General features: G+C 40.5%; 19 protein-coding genes and 1 pseudogene. 9 read left to right on the top strand and 11 right to left on the bottom strand.

What is annotated here, in order from left to right:
• Window positions 1-236 precede the first annotated feature (236 nt).
• A complete protein-coding gene (locus AC33VI_RS09160; protein ID WP_491781961.1) occupies window positions 237-1001 on the top strand; it encodes a glucosamine-6-phosphate deaminase in 765 nt (254 codons plus the stop codon).
• A gap of 1 nt (window position 1002) precedes the next feature.
• Here the strand turns inward: AC33VI_RS09160 and AC33VI_RS09155 are convergent, their stop codons facing one another.
• Window positions 1003-3174: a recombinase family protein gene (locus AC33VI_RS09155; RefSeq protein WP_491781958.1), complete on the bottom strand. Its 2172-nt coding sequence runs from the start codon at window positions 3172-3174 to the stop codon at window positions 1003-1005.
• Between the two features lie 238 nt (window positions 3175-3412).
• Between AC33VI_RS09155 and AC33VI_RS09150 the strand changes: the two genes are divergently transcribed.
• The 3 genes and pseudogenes from AC33VI_RS09150 to AC33VI_RS09140 all read left to right on the top strand — a co-directional run.
• A complete protein-coding gene (locus tag AC33VI_RS09150; protein ID WP_491781960.1) occupies window positions 3413-5053 on the top strand; it encodes a dipeptide ABC transporter ATP-binding protein in 1641 nt (546 codons plus the stop codon).
• Between the two features lie 172 nt (window positions 5054-5225).
• The gene (locus tag AC33VI_RS09145) at window positions 5226-5399 is read left to right on the top strand and encodes a hypothetical protein (protein ID WP_491781957.1); all 174 of its coding nucleotides are present in this window, start codon (window positions 5226-5228) and stop codon (window positions 5397-5399) included.
• Window positions 5390-5554 (top strand): annotated as a pseudogene (locus tag AC33VI_RS09140) (aldehyde dehydrogenase family protein); the annotation flags it as partial. The gene AC33VI_RS09145 and the pseudogene AC33VI_RS09140, both read left to right, overlap by 10 nt.
• Here the strand turns inward: AC33VI_RS09140 and AC33VI_RS09135 are convergent.
• The 6 genes from AC33VI_RS09135 to AC33VI_RS09110 all read right to left on the bottom strand — a co-directional run bounded on the left by AC33VI_RS09135 (window position 5555) and on the right by AC33VI_RS09110 (window position 11376).
• Window positions 5555-5965: a hypothetical protein gene (locus tag AC33VI_RS09135; RefSeq protein WP_491781956.1), complete on the bottom strand. Its 411-nt coding sequence runs from the start codon at window positions 5963-5965 to the stop codon at window positions 5555-5557. It lies immediately after the preceding pseudogene.
• Between the two features lie 135 nt (window positions 5966-6100).
• Complete coding sequence (cobU, locus tag AC33VI_RS09130; RefSeq protein ID WP_491781955.1) at window positions 6101-6655, bottom strand: bifunctional adenosylcobinamide kinase/adenosylcobinamide-phosphate guanylyltransferase; 555 nt, start codon at window positions 6653-6655, stop codon at window positions 6101-6103.
• A 35-nt stretch (window positions 6656-6690) separates the two neighbouring features.
• Window positions 6691-7647 (bottom strand): class I SAM-dependent methyltransferase, encoded by a 957-nt coding sequence (locus AC33VI_RS09125; protein WP_491781954.1) that lies wholly within the window; start codon window positions 7645-7647, stop codon window positions 6691-6693.
• Window positions 7644-8444: an aminotransferase class IV gene (locus tag AC33VI_RS09120; protein ID WP_491781953.1), complete on the bottom strand. Its 801-nt coding sequence runs from the start codon at window positions 8442-8444 to the stop codon at window positions 7644-7646. Before AC33VI_RS09120 ends, AC33VI_RS09125 begins: the two co-directional genes overlap by 4 nt.
• A gap of 52 nt (window positions 8445-8496) precedes the next feature.
• Window positions 8497-10293, bottom strand: a complete 1797-nt coding sequence (locus tag AC33VI_RS09115) for a PP2C family protein-serine/threonine phosphatase (RefSeq protein WP_491781952.1) — start codon at window positions 10291-10293, stop codon at window positions 8497-8499.
• A gap of 372 nt (window positions 10294-10665) precedes the next feature.
• The gene (locus AC33VI_RS09110) at window positions 10666-11376 is read right to left on the bottom strand and encodes a lysophospholipid acyltransferase family protein (RefSeq protein WP_491781951.1); all 711 of its coding nucleotides are present in this window, start codon (window positions 11374-11376) and stop codon (window positions 10666-10668) included.
• Between the two features lie 150 nt (window positions 11377-11526).
• On the opposite strand from AC33VI_RS09110, the gene AC33VI_RS09105 reads away from it, so the two are divergent.
• Entirely contained in the window at window positions 11527-12309 is a 783-nt protein-coding gene (locus AC33VI_RS09105) for an ABC transporter ATP-binding protein (protein WP_491781959.1), read from the top strand.
• A 36-nt stretch (window positions 12310-12345) separates the two neighbouring features.
• Here the strand turns inward: AC33VI_RS09105 and AC33VI_RS09100 are convergent, their stop codons facing one another.
• The 3 genes from AC33VI_RS09100 to secG all read right to left on the bottom strand — a co-directional run bounded on the left by AC33VI_RS09100 (window position 12346) and on the right by secG (window position 15076).
• Window positions 12346-13959 (bottom strand): peptide ligase PGM1-related protein, encoded by a 1614-nt coding sequence (locus AC33VI_RS09100; protein ID WP_491781950.1) that lies wholly within the window; start codon window positions 13957-13959, stop codon window positions 12346-12348.
• A 103-nt stretch (window positions 13960-14062) separates the two neighbouring features.
• On the bottom strand, window positions 14063-14818 hold the full coding sequence (locus AC33VI_RS09095; protein ID WP_491781949.1) for a matrixin family metalloprotease: 756 nt from the start codon (window positions 14816-14818) through the stop codon (window positions 14063-14065).
• A gap of 27 nt (window positions 14819-14845) precedes the next feature.
• Complete coding sequence (gene secG, locus AC33VI_RS09090) at window positions 14846-15076, bottom strand: preprotein translocase subunit SecG (protein WP_491781948.1); 231 nt, start codon at window positions 15074-15076, stop codon at window positions 14846-14848.
• Between the two features lie 126 nt (window positions 15077-15202).
• Between secG and AC33VI_RS09085 the strand changes: the two genes are divergently transcribed.
• The 3 genes from AC33VI_RS09085 (at window position 15203) to glgA (ending at window position 18770) form a co-directional block, all read left to right on the top strand.
• The gene (locus AC33VI_RS09085; RefSeq protein ID WP_491781947.1) at window positions 15203-16324 is read left to right on the top strand and encodes a THUMP domain-containing class I SAM-dependent RNA methyltransferase; all 1122 of its coding nucleotides are present in this window, start codon (window positions 15203-15205) and stop codon (window positions 16322-16324) included.
• Window positions 16325-16443: 119 nt separating this feature from the next.
• A complete protein-coding gene (locus AC33VI_RS09080; protein WP_491781946.1) occupies window positions 16444-17238 on the top strand; it encodes a biotin transporter BioY in 795 nt (264 codons plus the stop codon).
• Between the two features lie 110 nt (window positions 17239-17348).
• On the top strand, window positions 17349-18770 hold the full coding sequence (gene glgA, locus AC33VI_RS09075; protein ID WP_491781945.1) for a glycogen synthase GlgA: 1422 nt from the start codon (window positions 17349-17351) through the stop codon (window positions 18768-18770).
• 399 nt (window positions 18771-19169) lie between these two features.
• On the opposite strand, the gene AC33VI_RS09070 is transcribed toward glgA, so the two are convergent.
• The gene (locus tag AC33VI_RS09070; RefSeq protein WP_491781944.1) at window positions 19170-19553 is read right to left on the bottom strand and encodes a DUF7682 family zinc-binding protein; all 384 of its coding nucleotides are present in this window, start codon (window positions 19551-19553) and stop codon (window positions 19170-19172) included.
• A gap of 410 nt (window positions 19554-19963) precedes the next feature.
• Between AC33VI_RS09070 and AC33VI_RS09065 the strand changes: the two genes are divergently transcribed.
• A partial coding sequence (locus tag AC33VI_RS09065) for a Ycf66 family protein (RefSeq protein ID WP_491781943.1) occupies window positions 19964-20955 on the top strand: 992 nt, incomplete at its 3' end.

Below are 20955 nucleotides of genomic sequence, written 5' to 3'. Positions count from 1 at the left end.
TTGCCTAATTACCACTCGTAACCATTCTTGATAAACTTGAGGGTGATTTCGTTTCACGGCGATCGCGAATGTTTGAGATTGCATATACAGTAATTTTACTGAGTGCTACTCCAAAATGTTAAAAACATACCCTTGAAAGGTAGTGAGTAGGGAGTAGGGAGTAGTGAGTAGGGAGTAGGGAGTAGTGAGTAGTGGGTAGTGGTGAGTGAGTAATTAGTAGTAGTTAGCAAGTGTTTATGTTGGGAATGACCATAGTTAAAGTCGATCGATTAACGGTAAGGATTGCTAATTCTGCCTTGGAATCTACCCAGGATGCGGGAAATTTAGCCATAGAATATATACGCTCTCTTTTAGATAAACAAGAAACGGTGAGGATAATCTTGGCAACGGGTAATTCTCAGTTACAGTTCTTAGATGCGATCGCCAGCAACGATAATTTAGATTGGTCGAGAATTATTTTATTTCACCTAGACGAGTATTTAGGGATTAGTTCGGAGCATCCTGGTAGTTTTCGCTATTATTTGCATCATAAAGTTGAAAAAAGAGTTAATCCTTTAGTTTTTCACTATATTCAAGGAGATGCTGTCGAACCGATCGCCGAATGCGATCGCTATAGTCAACTCTTACAAGAACAAGCGATCGATCTCTGTCTCTTAGGTATTGGAGATAACGGACATCTGGCTTTTAACGAACCGAATTTAGCGGATTTTCAAGATAGGTTCGGGGTTAAATTAGTTAAGTTAGAAACCAAAACTCGCCAACAACAAGTAAACGGAGGCTATTTTCCCAACCTAGAAGCCGTACCCAATTATGCTTATACTTTAACCATTCCTGCTATCTGTGCCTCTAAAAAAATCTTTTGTTTGGCAGCAGGAAAACATAAAGCAGAAGTAGTCAGAAAAACCTTAAACAACCCTATCTCCCCGAAGTTTCCCGCTACTATTTTACGCCAACAACCCCAAGCAATTCTTTTTTGCGACTGCGATTCTATGGGAAATTAGTTTAACTCCCTTTACCTTTAACCATTTCCCCTTTCCCAACCTTTGCATAGTCCATTTCTTCCTGAGAAGAATTATACTGCCTCGTAGCATGAACTAATGGTAGTAAAGCTCCAGTTTGCTCTGTGCCGTTAACTCCCAAGTCACTATGACAGAGAAATATTTTTTGAGAGGCTCTTGCCATAATATCTTTAAGAATCCGTTGTAAGCGCAAACTATCCATTTCATATTCATCTTCAGGCATCCAAGTTTTACCAGTCCATTGCTTAAGAAACAGAGGCGCGCCAAATAAAGTAGCAGCCCCTCCTTGCGACCAAAGGGGAGAACTCGCATCCAGCCAAAATTGCAGAGTATGGGAAGATCTTAGGGAGCGATATTGAAAGACAGTAGCTAGGGTAACCGCGCTTGGTTGGGGGACAAATTGACGCAAGGGTCGAGGATTGGCAGTAATCGTACCGCGACGTAATAATAAAATAAATTGGGCGACAGTGGCAGATTGAGTTTGAAAGCTGGGTTCGTTTTGTCTGATGCGACGGTCTACTTCCCAAAAATGTTGAGCGGTTTCCATTAATTCCCGCAATACGGAGAGTTTATCGCTGCTGTCGATACTTTGACCTAAAAAATGCTTAATGGCTTCTGATAATAAAATAGTAGGAGTAAAAAACTTTTCTTTTTGCTCTCTAGCTTTGGTATTTTCAATCCAGCTAGTAATCTTCTGGTAAGCAGTTACCGCTTGATGTCCCAAACGATCCCAACGGACAAAAGTTTCAACGCTTGATAAATAAGGATGTTCTGGATCGACATGATAACAATAGTCGGCAATAAGACCAGCCCTAACGGGGTCAATTTCTGCCACTAATCTACCTCCCTGAGATTTTTGACTAAAAATCGTCAACATTTCGGCGATCGCATCCCGATCTACCAACCGTCCTAATTCGGCATAAACTAATCCTAGTAAGGTTAATAAACTTCTAACTAAAGGAGAGCTAATTAAAGGTCTTTGTTCGTTTAAGGGTGTAACGGCAATATTTTTCGCTTTAAGGATTTGAATCAAGCTATAGCGGGCAATTTCGTCCAAACCAGGGGCAATAATCGCTATTTCTGAAGGATTGATGTTGCGATTGTAGACCGCATCGATAATAATTTCTGCTGTCTGTCGTAATAATTCCGCACGAGAAATAGTTTGAAGAGATTGAATCGATTCTGGGGCGTTAGTGATGTAAGCTGTCTCCGCTACCAACTCTACTGCCGTATCGCCAAACTCTGTAGCTAAATTATTACTAATAAAATTAGTTTCTTCCTGACGACAGCGACTCGCCAAACCTGCTAAATAATCCGAGTCGGCATTCAAACCCAGGCGAATTTTGCCATCGGGGTTATAAGTAAATAAACCAAATGCCCCCCGATCTAACATCAACTCAAAGATATGGCGAGCGATCGCAGGATAGTCATCTACATCATCGGCAAAGATAGCTCGATAGCGTCGGATTAAATGTTTCTGATAGCTCGGATTGGGCAATAAATAACGCCAATAAAGCTCGTAAATAATGCCATAACTGAGAAAACCTCTCTCTAAGCACCATTTTCGCCAAATTAACAATAATTCTCCCATTCTTTGCCAAAGATAGCCATTATCGCGATCGCCTAGATCCAACCCCGATAAGCCATCGTGCAATATAGTGGAAATATCTTCTGTTGGAGTACCGCTAGCCCCTGCCAACTGCATCAAATCGAGAGTTTGACGCACCAAACGATATTCATTGTCGAATTCACATAAAGTCTGCCAATCTGCCTGTTTGCGCCATAGATTTGTTGCTAATTCCTGTTCGGTTTCAGGGCGCAATCTTAGGGGAAATTGAGCTTTTAATTGCAATTCCTCAAAAATTAAGGGGAAAAACAACATCACCTCATCAGTAACAAAACCAACGGGAGTTTTACAAACTACAGGGTAAGTACCTTCTACGGCAGCAATCAGGCGATCGCTCAATTGACGGCGATTTTGATTGTTGGCAGTAAATACTAAGACAGCCGAAGCTAGATCTTGGGGGGATTTTTTAGTCTTCGGGCGAACTATTTGCTTCCTCACCCAATTGGAAAATTCAGCAACCAGACGAGATGTTTTGCCAGTGCGAGATGTTCCAGATATCCATAATGAAGTTGGGTTTTCGTGCAACATTTTTAGAAGTTAGAAGTAAAAAGTCGTAGGGGCGTTTCGCGAAACGCCCGTACAAAAGTAAAGATTTAATTCCTGGGATATTGATTGAAAAAATTAGACAGCCTTAGAATATCTGATTAAAATGCCATTGATTAGTTACTTTTAAAATAATTGTAATAACAGTTAGAACAGTTATAAATTAATCTCCCCGTCACCAAGTCTCCCCGTCACCAAGTCTTTTAAAATGATGCCCCAAACTATGACCTCGACTCTCTTATCAGTTAATAATCTTCGAGTTGCTTATCCCCGCCAAGGGGCAACAAAAACAACTTGGGCGGTGGATGGCGTATCTTTCGATCTCGACAAAGGAGAAAAGATTGGCTTAGTAGGAGAGTCTGGTTGTGGCAAATCTACGTTAGGTAGAGCGATTATGCGCTTGCTACCCGATGGTAGTCAAGTAGAAGGAAAAGCTATCTTTCAGGATAAGTCAGTTTTTGAGTTAAATAAAATCGAATTACGAGAATTTCGCGGAGAAGTAGTCGCCTTAGTATTTCAAGATCCCATGACTAGGTTAGACCCCCTGATGACTATTGGCGACCATTGTTTAGAAACTCTCAAAGCCCATCAACCCCAACTGGCTAAAACCGCAGCTAAAAAATTAGCCATCGAAACCTTAGAAACAGTCAAGATTCCCGCTAATCGTTGGGGACAATATCCCCATGAATTTAGTGGGGGAATGCGCCAAAGAGTTGCGATCGCTCTAGCTTTATTACTCGATCCTAAAGTAATCGTGGCAGATGAGCCTACTACTAGTTTGGACGTTACGGTTTCGGCGGAAATTCTCGACGAATTAACCCGTCTTTGTAGCGAAAGGGAAATGGGTTTGATTTTAATTTCTCATGACTTAGCTATGGTTGGGGAATATTGCGATCGCATTGCAGTGATGTATGAAGGCAAAATGGTCGAAATGGGAGATGTTAAATCGATTCTCTACAACCCCCAACACGAATATACCAAATCTTTATTAAATGCAGCCCTAAGCCTACAAAATGTCGCAGAAAACTCCCTAGAAACCAACTCTCAAGAAAAGCCAATTCTAGCCGTAAAAAATCTGAAGCAATACTTCACCTTAGAAGCAAATCTAATTCAGCAACTCTTTACCAAACAGCCTTCAGAAACTATTAAAGCCGTAGACGATATTAACTTTAGTCTCTATCCAGGAGAAATTTTAGGATTGGTAGGGGAATCTGGCTGTGGAAAAAGCACTCTTTCCCGCACAATCCTCCAACTACTTAAACCCACTTCAGGACAAGTAGAATTTCTCGGACGAGATTTAACCGCCCTTTCTCCTCAAGAAATGCGCCAGCAAAGACGGCAGCTACAAATGGTCTTTCAAGATCCTCACGCCTGTCTCAATCCCCTAATGACCGTAGGAGAAAGCATTACCGATCCCTTATTGATTCACCAACTAGCTAACAAAGCAGAAGCCAAAGCACAAGTAATAACCATGCTAGAAAAAGTCGGCTTAACCCCCACCGCCGAATATTACCAACGCTACCCTAAAGAATTATCGGGGGGACAACAACAAAGAGTTGCGATCGCCAGAGCTTTAATTACTAAACCCAAACTAGTAATCTGCGATGAACCAGTCAGTATGTTAGATGCAACGGTACAAACCCAGGTATTAGAGCTAATGCTGGCATTAAAAGCAGAATTTGACTTAACTTACCTATTTATCACTCACGATCTTTGGGTAGCCAGATTCTTTTGCGATCGCATTGCCGTTATGAACCAAGGTAAAATTGTCGAACTCGACACCACCGAGAAAATATTCACCCAAGCACAACATCCCTATACTAAGAAGTTACTTTCTGCTGCACCGCTTTTGAGTAATAAGTAATTATGGCATCTCCTGCTAGTTATGATTTACGAGTCAAGGCGATCGCCAAATAGCTATAATTATTAGTAGATACACAATTACCCTTGATGTGGATTAACTTCAATAAGATTCCATTGGGCTAAAACAAATTTTAATTTAGACATTAAGCAATTAAAATCTTAATAATACAACAATGTTGATTACAGATTGTAGTTCCATTCAAAATAGACTTAAAAAACAAAGAGAGTTTTTTGCCACGGGAAAAACTAAAGATGTGGAATTTCGCATCTCTCAACTGAAGAGACTCAAAGCAGCAATTCAAAATAGAGAAAAAGATATTATCAAAGCTCTCTACTTGGCGGAGTAGGAGAGAGCGGTATAGGATGCTACCACGGGAAATATAGTTTTGATACCTTTTCCCATCAAAAAAGTGTCTTGAAAAAATCTTTTCGTTTCGATCTAAATTGGCGATATGCACCCTATAAGGATAAGTTAGATTTATTCAAAAAAATTACTCAATAGTTAATTTCCCAGACGAGTTTTAATTCTATTTAACTGTACTCGGCTATTAACGGGCGAGCGCGGTTTGGGTAATTCTTCATTAGGCCAATTATCCAGATCGCTACACAAGCAATCTAAAGATTGAATTCCCGATTCAACAATAGCTACGGGCATATTGCATCTAGCACAACCGTTAATGTCCCATTCAGACGACAGCAAATCGGCAATGGTTTCGTTACAACCTTCAAGATAACAATCTTTACCTTTGACACTGACAATCTTTTGCCAGCATTCCTCAAATTGACTAGAAAGGCGATCTCCTTCTATAACTGGTTGAGGAAATAGAGTTGCTTTTCCATTACACCAGATTAGCTTTTTGCCTAACTGAAACCAGTAAGCTAAATATGTCCTAACTTGTGTTGTTGATGCCATAGTATTCCTCAGACCTCATTTTTCGATAAACTTTTTTTCGATTAATACTTGAAACGATGGATTTCTATATTTTAGAGATCTTTTTTTTCTAACATTATGGTAACTATCTAAAACAAATCTATGGAGATTCGTAAGCTAAATTTTATAATTGCTTAAAGGTTTACCCAAGACACTAAGATCCAAGACATGACCTCCTGCAACCAGATAAGTACTGTCGGCGATATTGCCGATTTGTCTGATTAAATAGCCCAAGCGATCGCGAAATAACCGCCCCTTTGGATAGGCAGGGACGACACCCCACCCCGTTTCTTCTCCCACCAAAATAATTTGTGCCTTACTAGCCTGCAAACTAGCTAACAGGTCATAAATAACCTTTTCCGACGTAGAAGAGTCTAATTCTAAAAAATTAGCGATCCAAGTACCCAAAGAATCAATTAATAAACACTGAGAAGCATTGGCTTGCTGAATATATTCGCTTAAACTGCGATCGCATATCGCCACAGTTGCCCAATTTTCTGGTCTTCGCTGTTGGTGTAGGTAGATTCTAGCTTGCCATTCTTTATCGGTAGGATCGACTTTAGCCGTAGCCACATAAACGATCGCGCGCTCGGATTTCATGGCTAGCATTTCGGCAAATTCACTCTTCCCCGATCTAGCCGCACCAGTTACTAAGATTAGTTTATTATCCAAAATTGTTTTATAGGATAGTCGTTAGTTTTTAGTTTTTAGTTTTTAGTGCCAATAATCGTCCGATGGCGAGGATCGCTGGCTACGGTAGTTTGATAGTTAAAACCTACTTCTTGCATTGCTGCTTCCACATCAAAAGTATAGTAATCATCGCTCCAAGGTTCGGTACTTTTCATTAAGGTAAACAATACTGGGGGCAAACTTTGAATTACAGTCGATGCGGGATTATTATCGACAATGCCGATTACACCTCCTGGCTTGAGAATGCGTAGGGCTTCTTGCAAAATTTCTTTGGTAGCTTGACGGGGTAATTCGTGAATTAAAAATTGTAAGGTAACTACATCCAAAGAATTGTCGGCTAACCCTGTAGATTCTCCCATACCGTGTAGCCATTGAGAGATTTCCTGTTGAGTATCGCTAGTTTGCGCTACTGCCAACATATAAGGCGATAAATCCATGCCGATGGTATTAATGGGGCTATTTTGCTTGTTACTAAAGTAACGGTGTAATTCGATGGTAGAAATTCCGACAGAACATCCCAAGTCTAAAACATCAGTTATGGTAGCGGGAGTATATTGTTCTAAAACTTGATAAAAACTGTGACGCAATCTTTGTTGTGCTTCTTGCCAAGTGATGTCTTCATCCTTCCACACCCGCAAGCCCATAGAATGAGTTGCAGACGCTGCTTCAAATGCCGCTTGCCAACAGAGATTCCCCTCATCATAAGCATGAAAAGGGACTTGATAATAATCGGGATAAACCAAATCCTTATTAGTTATCGACTCTAATAAATCTTTTGCTCCAGATTTTTCTAACTCTTGATAATTCTTGCGCCAGGGAATACCGTTTTTTTCTGCCGTCTGGATCAATACCCTTCTAGCTTGTCCCTGCATGATTTTATAGATGGGCTTAGTTTTAATCAAGAGGTTAACAAAGCGAGATAGTAAATCTTCTCCCGCCCAATCTGGTTTGAGTTTATCAGTCGAAATTGTCACAGTGTTTTGAATATAAAGCTAGCTATTGATATAGAAGCATTATATTCTTTTGGATAATTACAGGAGGGATTGAAATTAAGAACTTTTACGATAGGAATAATCCCCACGACGCAGTTAGAATAAAACAAGCCTTCAAGACTAGCCACAAAATCGGGAGTCCAAATATTTTCTGTTACAGAAAGCTGCTTATCTTGAAAAGATTGGAGCAAATGCGATCGCCCTATTCCTGGCAAAATTCCTACTTCCAAAGGCGGAGTATACCAACAGCCATTTTTATAACCCCAAAGATTTCCCGTACTGGTTTCCAGCCAATTACCCGAACTATCAACTAATATTGCTTCTTGGGCATTGAGACTTAAAGCTCGATCGCGAGCCAAATAAGCACCTAAATAATTTCCTGTTTTATAGGCTGCAAGCTCTCTACGATAGATATTCTCTCTAGCAACCCAGGCAGTTACTCCTCGATCTTGACGTTGTTTTAAATCTGGAGGTAAATTTCTTCCTGCAATCAATTCCTTTCCCTGGGGAAAAATTGCCAATCTTAAGACGGGAAAACGAGTTACTAAACATAATGCCCCTTTTCTGAGACGATCCCAGTCTGGTTGTTGCCAATGAAAAGCTGTCAAACTATTTTTCAAGCGATCGCAGTGAGCCGACCAATGAGTTAAAGCGTGGTCTAAATTCTCCTCGTATACCCGCATCGTCGTAAATATACTCGCCCCATAACAAAACTCTGGAGCATTAATAGCTACTTTCAGATACTCCGAATCAATTGGCTGACCATCATACCAATACATAGGCGATCGACTAATCTTAATCTGAACTTAAAAAAATCAATTTATTTTTAGACTACAAATTGACTTGGGAATTAGTTTCTTGTGAGGGAGATAGTTCGTCATCTGGATTGTTTAGTTGGTTCTTCAAGACAAAATAGTAGACAGAGAAAATGACTGTAGAAATTATCAACCCAAATATTAAAGGTTTCAACCATTTTGGCTGCTTTTTAACAGGTTGCCTTTCATTTTCATCATCTATGATTGGAGTACTCGGTATTTTAGTATCTTCTGGAGGGGTATCATCGGGAGCAATAGAATCGGGAAAAGAACCAACAATTAAAGGATCTTCCCAAATATTCGGCTCTTGAAGAGTAGCTTCAATCTCCGACCATTTAACTACTGCTTCGGCAACATTTGGTCGATCGTTTACCTGACAATGAACTAAAGCAACAGTTACATTATCGTGTCCGTTATCTCGATTGGCGATTTCGATTAAATTAGATACAGCTTGGGCGAGATTGTGTTTGCCATCTAATACTGGGACAATTTCTTTGCGCCAATATTGTTCTACGCGATCGAAATCACTCAAGCCATCGGTACAAAGTAAAAAGATACAATCATCCTCAATCATGTAGCGTTGTAGATTGGGATGAAGAGAAGCGGAATCTCTCATACCGATCGCTTGAATTAAAGCACCCGCCGAAGGGTATTGTAAAGAATCTCGATAAACGGCATAGCCCAAACGAACTTCTCTCGAAGCGAGATCGTCGTCGGTAGTTACTTGATGACAACTATCAGAAGTAATCCAATAAATACGAGAATCTCCTACATGAGCTAGATACATCTCGTGGGCAGAGGCAAGAGTCATCACCAAAGTAGTGCCCATGCGCTGTCTTTCCTGACGTTGTTCGCTATCATTGCGCTGGCTAATAATATCGTTAGAACTGTTAATATACTTGGTTAATTTACTTAATATATTACCTGGGGTTAATTTTTCTAAAGAGAGTTGAGCGATCTTGTTCTTGAGATAATTAATTGTCTCTCCCGAAGCAATTTCTCCTCCATCATGACCGCCAACTCCATCACAGACAATAGCTAAAGATTGTTCTAAAGTAAAAGTATTTTGAGAATCGACATTAATAGGATAGGCTGCGTCCTCATTGTTACTGCGATTCGGACCAGAATCAGTCAAAGCATAGACTTGATAGGAATATTGTCTGGTTTTTCGGCATTGAGCGATCGCTTTATCTAAAAGGACGATTATCTGGCGAATATCGTCAACCGTGCCTGTTTCTAAATGACTTCCTAATTGTGCGATAAAATCTTGTATTTGAGGATTAGCCTTGTGAGCCCAATCTTGCCACATACTACCTAAATTTCGCAGACTTGGCTGATAGTCTAGATCTTGCTGTAATTCAATAAATTGAACGACCTGACCGTTAATCCTAATTACTTCGGGGTGAAGTAAAGTAGATGCTACCTTTTTACTAGACAACGGTTTCCATAGCTTTGCCATTTGCCATAGCCAGTTAAGCTGCTGAAAAGCATTAGCACCACTCCATAAAGTCTGAAATTTAGGTATGAGTTGGTTGGGGTATTTTAGTTCTCCCGTGGAGCTATCTATGGGTACAGTGCCGTAATCTAACAACCAGGCATCCGATCCATCCAACAAGCCATAAACTTGAGGCACATGAGGATAGCAAGGGAAAAGTTGTAAATAAGCAACAATTTCCGCTGGAACTTCTTCGGGAGTAGCTGGAGCTTTTCTTGGTTGAGTATCCAAGAAAATTTGAGGAGATAAAGCCAGATATCTACTACTGGCACTAGTTTTTTCTCTCTCATCGAGATTTACAGCTTTTGTGCTCCACAAATAGCGTTTAACTGTCGGTGTACTACATCGATGACAAAATAGTTCCTCTAGGGTGCTATCCGCTGTACAGTGAGGATTCGAGCATTGAATTCTAGGCTCAGGATGTGGCATGGATGTTTCAGCTATTGAGCATACTCCTTTAAGAAGGAGCTTCGGTTACATGGTTTGCTATCGGTCGCATTGGGTATTTTGACCTAATACGAGTCTTTGATTTAGACATTCAATCGACTCTTCAGCCGATATTATAAACTCATTCAATCTGTCTATTATGTCAAATCTCATAGCATTTAAGATTTCTCTATCGTAAATGAGAAATTTTATTTGTGTTTGTTTTAATTAAAATCGTTATCTAATATTTACTATTTACGATTTTCATCTATCGTATAGTTCTAGCAAACTCTCTTGCAAAGCTGATGTCAACTTTTGAGAATTTTGACGCAGAGAATCATTAAGATAGTCAGCAGCAGTTAAAGGCGAGCCTATATCTACTGTAACGTTGGTTCTCCAGGTAGGAATTGAGTCGCTATAGCGAATTCCTACAGGTAATATTTTAACTCTTCTCTGGGATTTGTCCGTTTCTGCTTGTAAAGCGATTAGAGCAACTCCTCTCTTGAGAGGATGAATCTCTAGATCGTGATAAATACCTCCTTCGGGAAAAATCACCAACATTTCGCGAGTTTGTTGCAATAATTTGATGCTGTGACGGACGCTACTGAGATTGGGACGTTCTGTATTTACTGGAAATCCTCCCATACGGCGAATGATCCAACCTTGAAACCCCTTTACTTCATTCGCAGAGACCATGAAGCGCAAGTCTCTACCACTTGCCCATCTACCCAAAGCATAAGGAATAATGAAAGCATCCCAACGAGAGCGATGAGTTGGAGCAATAATTACTGGATCGTCTTGAGGAATATTTTCTTGTCCTTTGATTTGTATCTTGCCAAAGAAAAACGGCAAAATTAGATAACATCCAAGGGGATAAATAATGTTTGCTAGCCAAGGAGATATCCGAGAAGTTAATTCGTTGGGTAATTCCGAACTTAATTTAGAAGATCTTTTTGGTGGTTTTAACTGAGTCATTAAAAAATTAAGATACGATCCAATCTATCTACTACCTTAATTTTTCTTCAATTAGATGTGTGATGAATACTGGACAGTTAGTTAGTTGTCATTCAAACTAAACGTAAAGAATTTTTGGTACTTGAAAATCCTTAGCTAAAAATATTATCGATTGAGACTGTGGAACAACCAGATACAGATAATTTACTCCAGGCGACAAATCTATCTAAAAGTTTTGGTGGAATTAAAGCCGTCAATAATGCCCGTATTGAAGTCGCTCGCGGTAGTATATCGGGATTGATTGGCCCTAATGGTGCGGGAAAAACCACCTTATTCAATCTTCTCTCCAATTTTATTAAACCCGACAGTGGTAGTATTCATTTCGATCGCCAGCCCATCCACAATCTACCACCCCATAAAATTGCCGATCTCGGTTTTATTCGGACTTTTCAAGTAGCCAGAGTTCTTTCTCGCCTATCTGTCTTAGAAAATATGTTGCTGGCTAGCCCCAATCAAACAGGGGAGAATTTTTTTAAAGTTTGGTTTCAACAGGGCAAAATGCGCCAAGAAGAAAGAGCCAACAAAGAAAAGGCAATGAGTATTTTAGAATCCGTCGGCTTGGTGGAGAAAGCCTATGATTATGCAGGGGCATTATCTGGAGGACAAAGAAAGCTGTTGGAAATGGCTCGTACTTTAATGACCAATCCTAAATTAATTTTATTAGACGAACCCGCAGCGGGGGTTAATCCCGCCCTGATCGATCGCATCTGCGAATATATTGTTGACTGGAATAAACAAGGGATTTCGTTTCTGGTCATCGAACACAATATGGATGTAGTTATGAGTCTTTGCGATCGCGTTTGGGTATTGGCAGAAGGGACAAATCTTGCAGAAGGTACGCCAGAAGAGATTCAAAATAATAATGAGGTACTTGAAGCTTATTTGGGACAGTGATTTTATGCAAGGTTATATCTAATTTTGAATGTTTTTTCACTGACTCCAATTAATCGGTAAACTTGTGTCGCGATCGCAATTATCGAAAGTCATTCTTGCTGTTTCTCGATCTAATACTGCTTCGACGCGATCGTAAATTTCTTGGGCTTCTTCTAGGGAATTGCCAATGCTAGTCAAACCTAGTTTGCCAAATTCCGACAGCGCGCCCATTAGGTGAAATACCGTACCCGTGCGACTGCTACTATCAAAATGCAATCTTTCTTGAGCGATAATATCCATCAAATCGTTGGGTAATAAACCCCGATAGTTATCTTTTTGCAAATTATCCGTAGCAATATAACATTTTTCTTGGTTTTGCTGGCTCAAAAACCGTCCCGTATCGTAATCGAAAGTACCGTTAGTCAACAACCTCAAGGTCATAAACGGATGGGTAGTACCTCCTTTGCGTAAGTTAATTTCGATCGCCTGAATATCCCAGGTATTGTCTTCTTGTTTGACGGCAATAAAATCAACGCTATAACGTTCCATTGCCCCTTTAGCTGCTAAAGCTTCCCCAACTTTTAAACCCAATTCTTGTAATTGAAAGCGGTAATCGGCATCGGCAGGAAAATAACAACCTTCGTAAACTTGTCCGTCTGCACCGCCTAAAATTTGGTCGTGGGTGGAAACGATTTCTACTTCTCCTGAAGGTCTAATGTAACCTTGTACGCTGGGCGATCGCTTGTTCTCTCCTTCAACAAAAGCTTCGACAATCGCTCCCAATTCAGGAATACGAGCCGAAAATGTCTCCCAAGTTTCTCCAGCCCCTTGAAAGCTCATATTCTCTAGCTGTTTGCTCAAAACTTCGAGAGTTTTTTCTCGACTGCAATAGGTGGGATGGTAGTCTTTAATGGGTCTTAGATCGAGTACGGCATTACCTTCCCCCGAAAAGCCTTCATTTAGTTTGACCACAATCCGTTTTAAGTCCGATTGTCTTTGCCACAATTCATATAACTCTCGTACCAAATCTACAACATTGGTGACGGTATAACTGCCATCGGGATGGGGAATATTAGCCTCGGCGAAGATTTCGCGACTGCCACTTTTTGAACCCCAATAAAGTACTTCAGGAGAAGCCGCCAATAAAGGAATATTTAATTCCAAAGATAACTTTTCTTCCAAATCCGTTGAATTGTAACAGACCATGTAAGATTTATTAGGACGCAAAGCTCGGCGAATTTTTTCTACTAAACGAGGACGTTCTAAAATTTTTTGAGTTAAAGGTTTGAGCGATCCGTCATAGGTGCTAATTAGTAACAAGCGATCGCGAGCGTGGGAAAATGGTATTCCTGGTAGTAGTTGTAGGTAATAATCAATCACTATGGGACATAGAGGCAAAGCCGTAATATAAATTACTCGCGTGAGGGGATTACGCAAGCGAATGAGTGAAAACAGCAGTCTTTCTTCGTAGTGTAAAAATCCCGCTACCTTGCTGCCTACTTGTTGATCGACGCTAAAGGAAGGAATTACCAAAATATCGTAGTCATCGCGATCGAATATATCGACACTGTGCCATAGTTGTCCTGGCTCGGACGACTTTGTCCACTCTCTTAGCTGATTTTGTAGGTGTCTAAAACGCTTTTTTGCCGAGAGGTGAAATGTGTCAACCATAATGCCAAGACAATAATTACCTTTGTCCTAATCTTCAAGCAATATCTTAACTTGACTTGTAAAGATGTCTTTGGTTTCCTTTAAGAATTGCTAATTTCCTCGATTAACTGTTAATTTCCCAACCTAACTTAGTTGGTTGTTGGTAAATCTTCTTCAAAGTATTGATATCCCGAGGAGAAATATCAGGGGGATCGCTTACCTGAGAAAAATAAAGCGCGTCGGTTTCTTGTTGGCTGTGTCCCCAAATGCCCAAAGCATGACCTAACTCGTGGCGTGCGGTAGCCAAAAGGGATACGCCCGTATAGTTAGGACTAATTTCGACGGTCATTTTGTGGGCTATGGTAGAGGGATTTTGTTGAAGATAAAACTGATAAGTGGTTTCTGCGGTAACTGCCCTGGGAATGTCGTAGAGTCCTGTTTCGGGATCTAACTTTACTTCGCGTTTTGGTTGCGAGCGCAAAATTATAATATCTGCTGTTTCTCGATCGTTAGTTTCTTCTAGGGGTAAATATATATTCCACTCGGCGATCGCTTTTTTTACAGCACCTACCCATTGCTCGAAGCGTTTATCGGCAGCAGAATTGGTCAAACTAGTAGGTTGTTGCACGTAAATTGAAACGGGAAATTGCGACCAGATTAGGTAACCCAAGGGAGTGGTATCTATGAGTCGAAAATAATCGCTGCGATCGCTTCGATCTTGCCAAAGAGCTAAAGATGCAGGAAGCTGGTGTACTCTCGATCGGGGCAGTTTGGTTAATGACGAATTGCCTTGAGCCGTTAAGTTCAACAAGATCGTTGCCCAAAAAATGGCGATCGCCAGATTAATTGTTTTTTGCCATGGCGAGCGCCATTTATTCATAAGCTCAATCAAATCTAAGGTAAGGTTTTAACCAATCCAGCCCGCACTCAAAACAATAGTCAGAGTAATAAACGAAATACCCAAACCCCAAGTGATTCGATTTAAAGCATTCTCGGCACTTTTAGTACTAGTAAACATTTGAGACTGTCCGCCAATACCCCCTAAACCATCACCTTTAGGACTGTGTAACAAAATAAATACTACTGATAAAAAGGCGGAAACTGCCCATATAATTTGAACTAGCTGCTCTACACTCATAGGAAAATATCTTAAATTTTTATTTTTAGACTGACAACTATTGTAAGCTTTAACTACAAGTACATTCAATTTTTTTTACTATTAAGGAATGCCATTCGATATAATCGGCATTTTTGAAATCTCTACATGAATAACTATTTTGCTACAGTATCTCGCGGTTTAGAAGAGGTGGCAGCGCGAGAATTAGAAGGGATTGGCGCGCAAGATGTTCGTCCCGACTTTACAGGAGTCCATTTTAAAGGAGATAAAGCTATACTCTACCAAGCGAATTTGTGGACGAGAACTACTTTTCGCATTCTCAAACCGATCGCTCGTGTCAAAAGTTACAATGCCGACGAACTATATCGCAATGTGCAAAAACTAGATTGGGATGAATATCTCGATCCCAATATGACCCTAGCCGTTACCTGTACGGGAAAAAGCAAACATCTCAACCATACCCATTTCACCGCCCTACAAATTAAAAATTCCATCACCGATTGGCAAAAGCGCAGGGGTGGCAAACGTTCTAGTATCGATAAAGAAAACCCCGATCTGCTGATTAACGCTCACATCGACCAAAAACACTGCATTCTTAGTCTGGATAGTTCTGGTAATAGTTTGCACCGTCGGGGATACCGCCCTGCTATTGGGGCTGCACCGATGAAGGAAACCCTAGCATCGGCTTTATTAGATTTAGCAGAATGGACTCCCGATTTACCCTTTCTCGATCCCATGTGCGGTAGTGGCACATTGCCCATAGAAGCTGCTTTAAAAGCCTTAGATATTGCTCCTGGCTTATATCGAGACTTTGGCTTTCAATCTTGGCTTGATTACGACGATAAACTATGGCAGAGTTTGATTAAAGAAGCAAGCGATCGCCAGAAAAATAATATCAATGTACCAATAATCGGTAGCGATCGCGATTTACAAGTAATTCGTCAAGCTTTTGTTAATGCCGAAAATTCGGGCTTAGAAGATTATGTCAAGTTCGCCCGTCAAGAAATTTCTACCATCGAACCTCCGAGCGATCGTGGAGTGTTAATTTGCAATCCTCCCTATGGAATCAGACTGGGTAATGAAAAGGAATTAGGTGATTTGTATCAGCTTTTAGGAGATATCTTTAAACAAAGATTCAAAGGTTGGACGGCATATATTTTTACAGGAAGCATGAAACTTTCTAAAAGAGTCGGTTTAAGAACTTCTAAGCGAATCAAACTTTATAATGGGGCGATTCCCTGCACTCTTTTGAAATATGAAATGTATTGAGCAAAAAAAGAAGTAAAAATTATTGAAGATTTGAAATCAAAGATTATTTTTTGTTGTTTTATCTAACCGTTTCTTAAATCTGAAGCTAAACTTTAAAATGCCCCGCCTAAATTTAGTTGATGTCTAACCTGAAACAACTACCCAAACCCGATGCGGAAATTAGCGATTATGAATGGAGAGTTACCCCCGATACGGTAAAAGCCATTATCGATCGCTTGCAACAACTCCTACAACAAAAACAGCAGAAACTAGATACAGTACAAAAAGAAAATCAATGGCTGCGAGAGCAGTTAGATCTGAGATTAGACAAGCCCAATCGAGCTTATGTCCCGCCCATTCCAGAAGTATTGTTGTGGGCGGCAATGGGTTTGGTTTTGACCATTGCAGGGACTTTTATTCCCGCCTCCAGTTTCGCCGCCCCTTGGTCTTGGTTTGGAGGAGAGTTTGGCGTGCAAAGTTTGGGAGTTAGCTATCAGATAGGGGCAGTGTTGTTAACTGCTTGTTTGGGGGGCAAAAATGCCGCTTTATTATCGCAGCTAGTTTATATTCTGCTTGGTATCTCTGGTATGCCTATTTTCGATCGCGGTGGTGGTTGGGAATATTTACAGCAACCAAATTTTGGCTATCTTTTAGGTTTTATGGTGGGTGCTTGGTTGTGTGGTTGGTTGGCATTCCAAACTTTAGTTAGATACTCTTCTCTGATTGCTAGTTGTCTGGTGGGCTTGCTAGCAATTCATGGGGTGGGTTTGATTTATCTTTTCGGTATGTATTTCCTTGGCGGTTTGGGAGGGGAACTAAATTCTCTGTGGCAAGGAATTGTCATTTATTCCCTGCAACCTCTTCCAGGTCAATTAGCGGTTATCTGTGCTATTAGTTCGATCGCTTTTGTAATGCGGAAAATTATGTTTACATAAACAATTATTATCAAATATTTTTGTTCGATCCCCCCTATCGCCCGTACCCTTTCCGCGCTTATAATCACACAGAAAGCCAAAATAAAGGATCGAAAAGCCACAGTAACCCAATGCGGATTTTATTTGTTTCAGCAGAAGTAGCACCCATCGCTAAAGTAGGTGGATTAGGTGATGTCGTCGGTGCATTGCCCAAAATTTTGAAAAAATTAGGTCATGATGTCCGCATTTTGATGCCCTATTATGGTGGCTTACAAAAAAAACTCGATATTCCTACCGAACCTTTATGGTGGGGGTATGCCATGTTTAATGACTTTGCTATCTATAACACTACCCTACCCAATAGCGACGTACCTCTATATTTATTCGGTCATCCTGCTTTCGATCCAGAGCGCATCTATGGCGGAGAAGACGAATTTTGGCGATTTACCTTTTTTAGTAACGGTGCTGCAGAGTTTTGCTGGAATTATTGGAAACCCGAAATAATTCACTGTCACGATTGGCATACGGGAATGCTTCCCGTCTGGATGCACCAGTCTCCAGATATTTCTAGCGTCTACACCATTCATAATCTAGCCTATCAAGGACCTTGGCGATGGTATTTGGATCGAATTACTTGGTGTCCTTGGTATATGCAGGGACATAATGTGATGGCTGCTGCGGTACAATTTGCTGATCGCGTGAATACTGTTTCTCCTACCTATGCCAAGCAAATACAGACTGTGGAATATGGGGAAAAACTAGAAGGTTTGCTTTCTTTTGTGAGCGGAAAAACCAGAGGGATTCTTAACGGGATTGATATGGATAGTTATGACCCCGCTACTGATAAGGCTTTAGTAGAGAATTTTACTGCTGATAGTTTGGCGGCAAGGGTTACTAATAAAGCTGCACTGCAAAAAGAATTAGGCTTAAAAATAGACAATGATGTCTTTTTAATGGGAGTCGTCTCTCGTCTGGTAGAGCAAAAAGGTATCGGTCTCTTAATGCAAATTATCGATCGCTTTATGGCCTATAGCGATTCTCAATTAGTAATTTTGGGTACGGGCGATCGTCAACTAGAAACTCAACTCTGGCAAGTTGCCACTCGTTTTCCTGGCAGATTGTCCGTACAGTTACTCTATAACGATGCCCTAGCTCGCAGAATTTATGGTAGCTGCGATGCTTTTTTAATGCCTTCTAAATTTGAACCCTGCGGTATCAGTCAGATGTTAGCCATGCGTTATGGTTGCATTCCCATTGTCAGACGTACTGGAGGGTTGGTAGATACTGTATCCCATCACAACCCCATCGATAATGAAGGTACGGGCTATTGTTTCGATCGCTACGAGCCTTTAGATTTGTTTACTTGTATGGTTCGAGCCTCTGAAGGATTTTTATATAAAGATAAATGGCAAAAGTTGCAACAAAGAGCGATGGGTCAAAATTTTAGTTGGCTCAAATCCGCTTTGGAATATATCACCATGTATAAAGAAATACTCGGTCAATCGACCGAATTAAGCCCAGAAGAACAAAAGCAATTGGAATTACTGGTTTAAGAGACTGTTTGTCAACAAAATATAAAGGTGAGGGATGACTGGGAGACGAGGAGACTGGGAGATATTATCCCGCTTGACGGCTTGCACCACAGGCACTTCCTCCGGTCGCCCTCGTATGGGGGGACTGGGAGAAGATATTGCTTAGTTGATCGTCCCGCAGGGACGAGGCTCGCTTGATCTAGGCTTTAGGCTTTAGGGCGTAGGATCTCGGTTCAATGTTCAATGATCGATGCTCACTGTTCACTGGTCACTGTTCAATCCCCTTTGGGATGCTAGAGCAAGCGAGCCTTTTTCCTAGACCCTATGATTCTTTAGGCAGATTTTTGATAAATCCTCTGATACCAAGCTGATTTTTGTCGATTATTATTTAACATTCATTTTACAAACAGTCTCTAATAACTAAACTCTACCAGGCTTAACTACGTTATAGTCTTCGTGAGAAACTACGGCTTCGGGTGATAAGAATTGACCGCGATCGCGACATAACAAACGATAGCTGCGATTGATCGGAATGCTGATTACACGACGATTGTGACGCAATCTTTTGCCGTGAAACATTCGATAATTAGGTTCTTCTGCTAGTTGTTGGATGATATATCTAGATTTAAGCACCACATTTTTGGGTAAATTTCTCAGATCGATCGCATCTCCCTCAAAACTAGATTCCCAATCTCGTTTTAATTGCTGTTTTTGAGCCATAACAGCTTGCTCTTGAGCGCATCGATGACAAATACGACCAAAACCTTTATGACCGCAAGAAAACTTTTTTTTTCTTCGTACCACGATCTAGCCCCCTCTTTTTTTACTAATGTCTATATCGATCCCAAAGTTGTTGCTAATTAGTTACTAATGATTGTTGGCAGTCAATAACTACATTTGTATTAGTTAAATTGAAATTACTGGTATTAATAACCCTGCTGAATGATAGCTAATTAACTTTTTGGGTTGGCAGTCAAAAACCCTAAGATTATTCAATAATCTCACGGCTTTGTACGCTGAAGGCATTATTTTTAATATTAAAGATAAATTTAATAAACTTTATTTACCTAATGAAACATTTCTAACAATGGCTAATTGTCCCCTCCAATCTAAAATTAGACCGAGTTTAAATTAAAATAATTGCGGTAATTCCTACAAAATCGGAAGTTCATGACGCAAAATATATAGAGCAATCATCAGATGGAGTAAGTAAAATGCTGTCATATGCCTTAGCGATCGCTGTAGCCTTAAGTAGTTTAGTCTTGTTTCTCACCGCTTTCTTCATGTCAGATATTCACCGCAAGGATGATTTTTTGTGGAGTGGAGTCGGACTACTTTATGCCCTAATACTTTGGTTTTGCGCGAGAAATATTACTGGTACAGTATTGTTGGGACAGGCTGCTGCATCTATCTTGTTAGTTTCTTTTGGTTGGCAAACTCTCAAACTTAGAAAGGCGATCGCTAACCCCGAAAGAGCTTCAGAGATTAGTAATTTTTCTGTTTTGCAAGCCACAATGGGTTTATTGAACCGCAAGAAATCTCAGCCTCAAGTAGCTGAAACTCCCTCTAAAATTGAGACTCCCGATAAAGTCAAAGAATCTAAAATATCTATTCCCGATACAACTTCTCCAGCTGGTGTATCTGCTGACGTGACTGAAACTACAACCAGTCAAGCTGAAGTAAAAGAAGAAAACAAAAACAATTTAATCACAGAAAATACTACCGTAGAAACTAGCGAAATATCTTCTCCAGAAACAACAGAAGATGAGGTCAAACCAGAAGTAGAGCCTGAGAGGGAAAAACAACCCGATACCGTTGTAGAGAAACCAGAAACTGAGATTGCAGTCGAGGAAGAGGAAAAACTAGAAGTAGAGCCTGAGAGGGAAAAACAACCCGATACCGTTGTAGAGAAGTCAGAAACTGAGATTGCAGTTGAGGAAGAGGTCAAACCAGAAGTAGAGCCTGAGAGGGAAAAACAACCCGATACCGTTGTAGAGAAGCTAGAAACTGAGATTGCAGTCGAGGAAGAGGAAAAATCAGAAGTAGAGCCTGAGAGGGAAAAACAACCCGATACCGTTGTAGAGAAGCCAAAAACTGAGATTGAAGCAGCAAAATCTGAAACAACTCCAGAATCTACTACAGAAACTAAAGAAGATTCCGCTAACAAGATAATTCCAGAAACAACAGAAGTAGAAAACGAACCTGC

The sequence above is a fragment of the Waterburya sp. genome, from assembly GCF_058530065.1.
The sequence above is the reverse complement of the archived record's forward strand: the minus strand, read 5'-3'. Positions and strand labels throughout refer to the sequence as shown.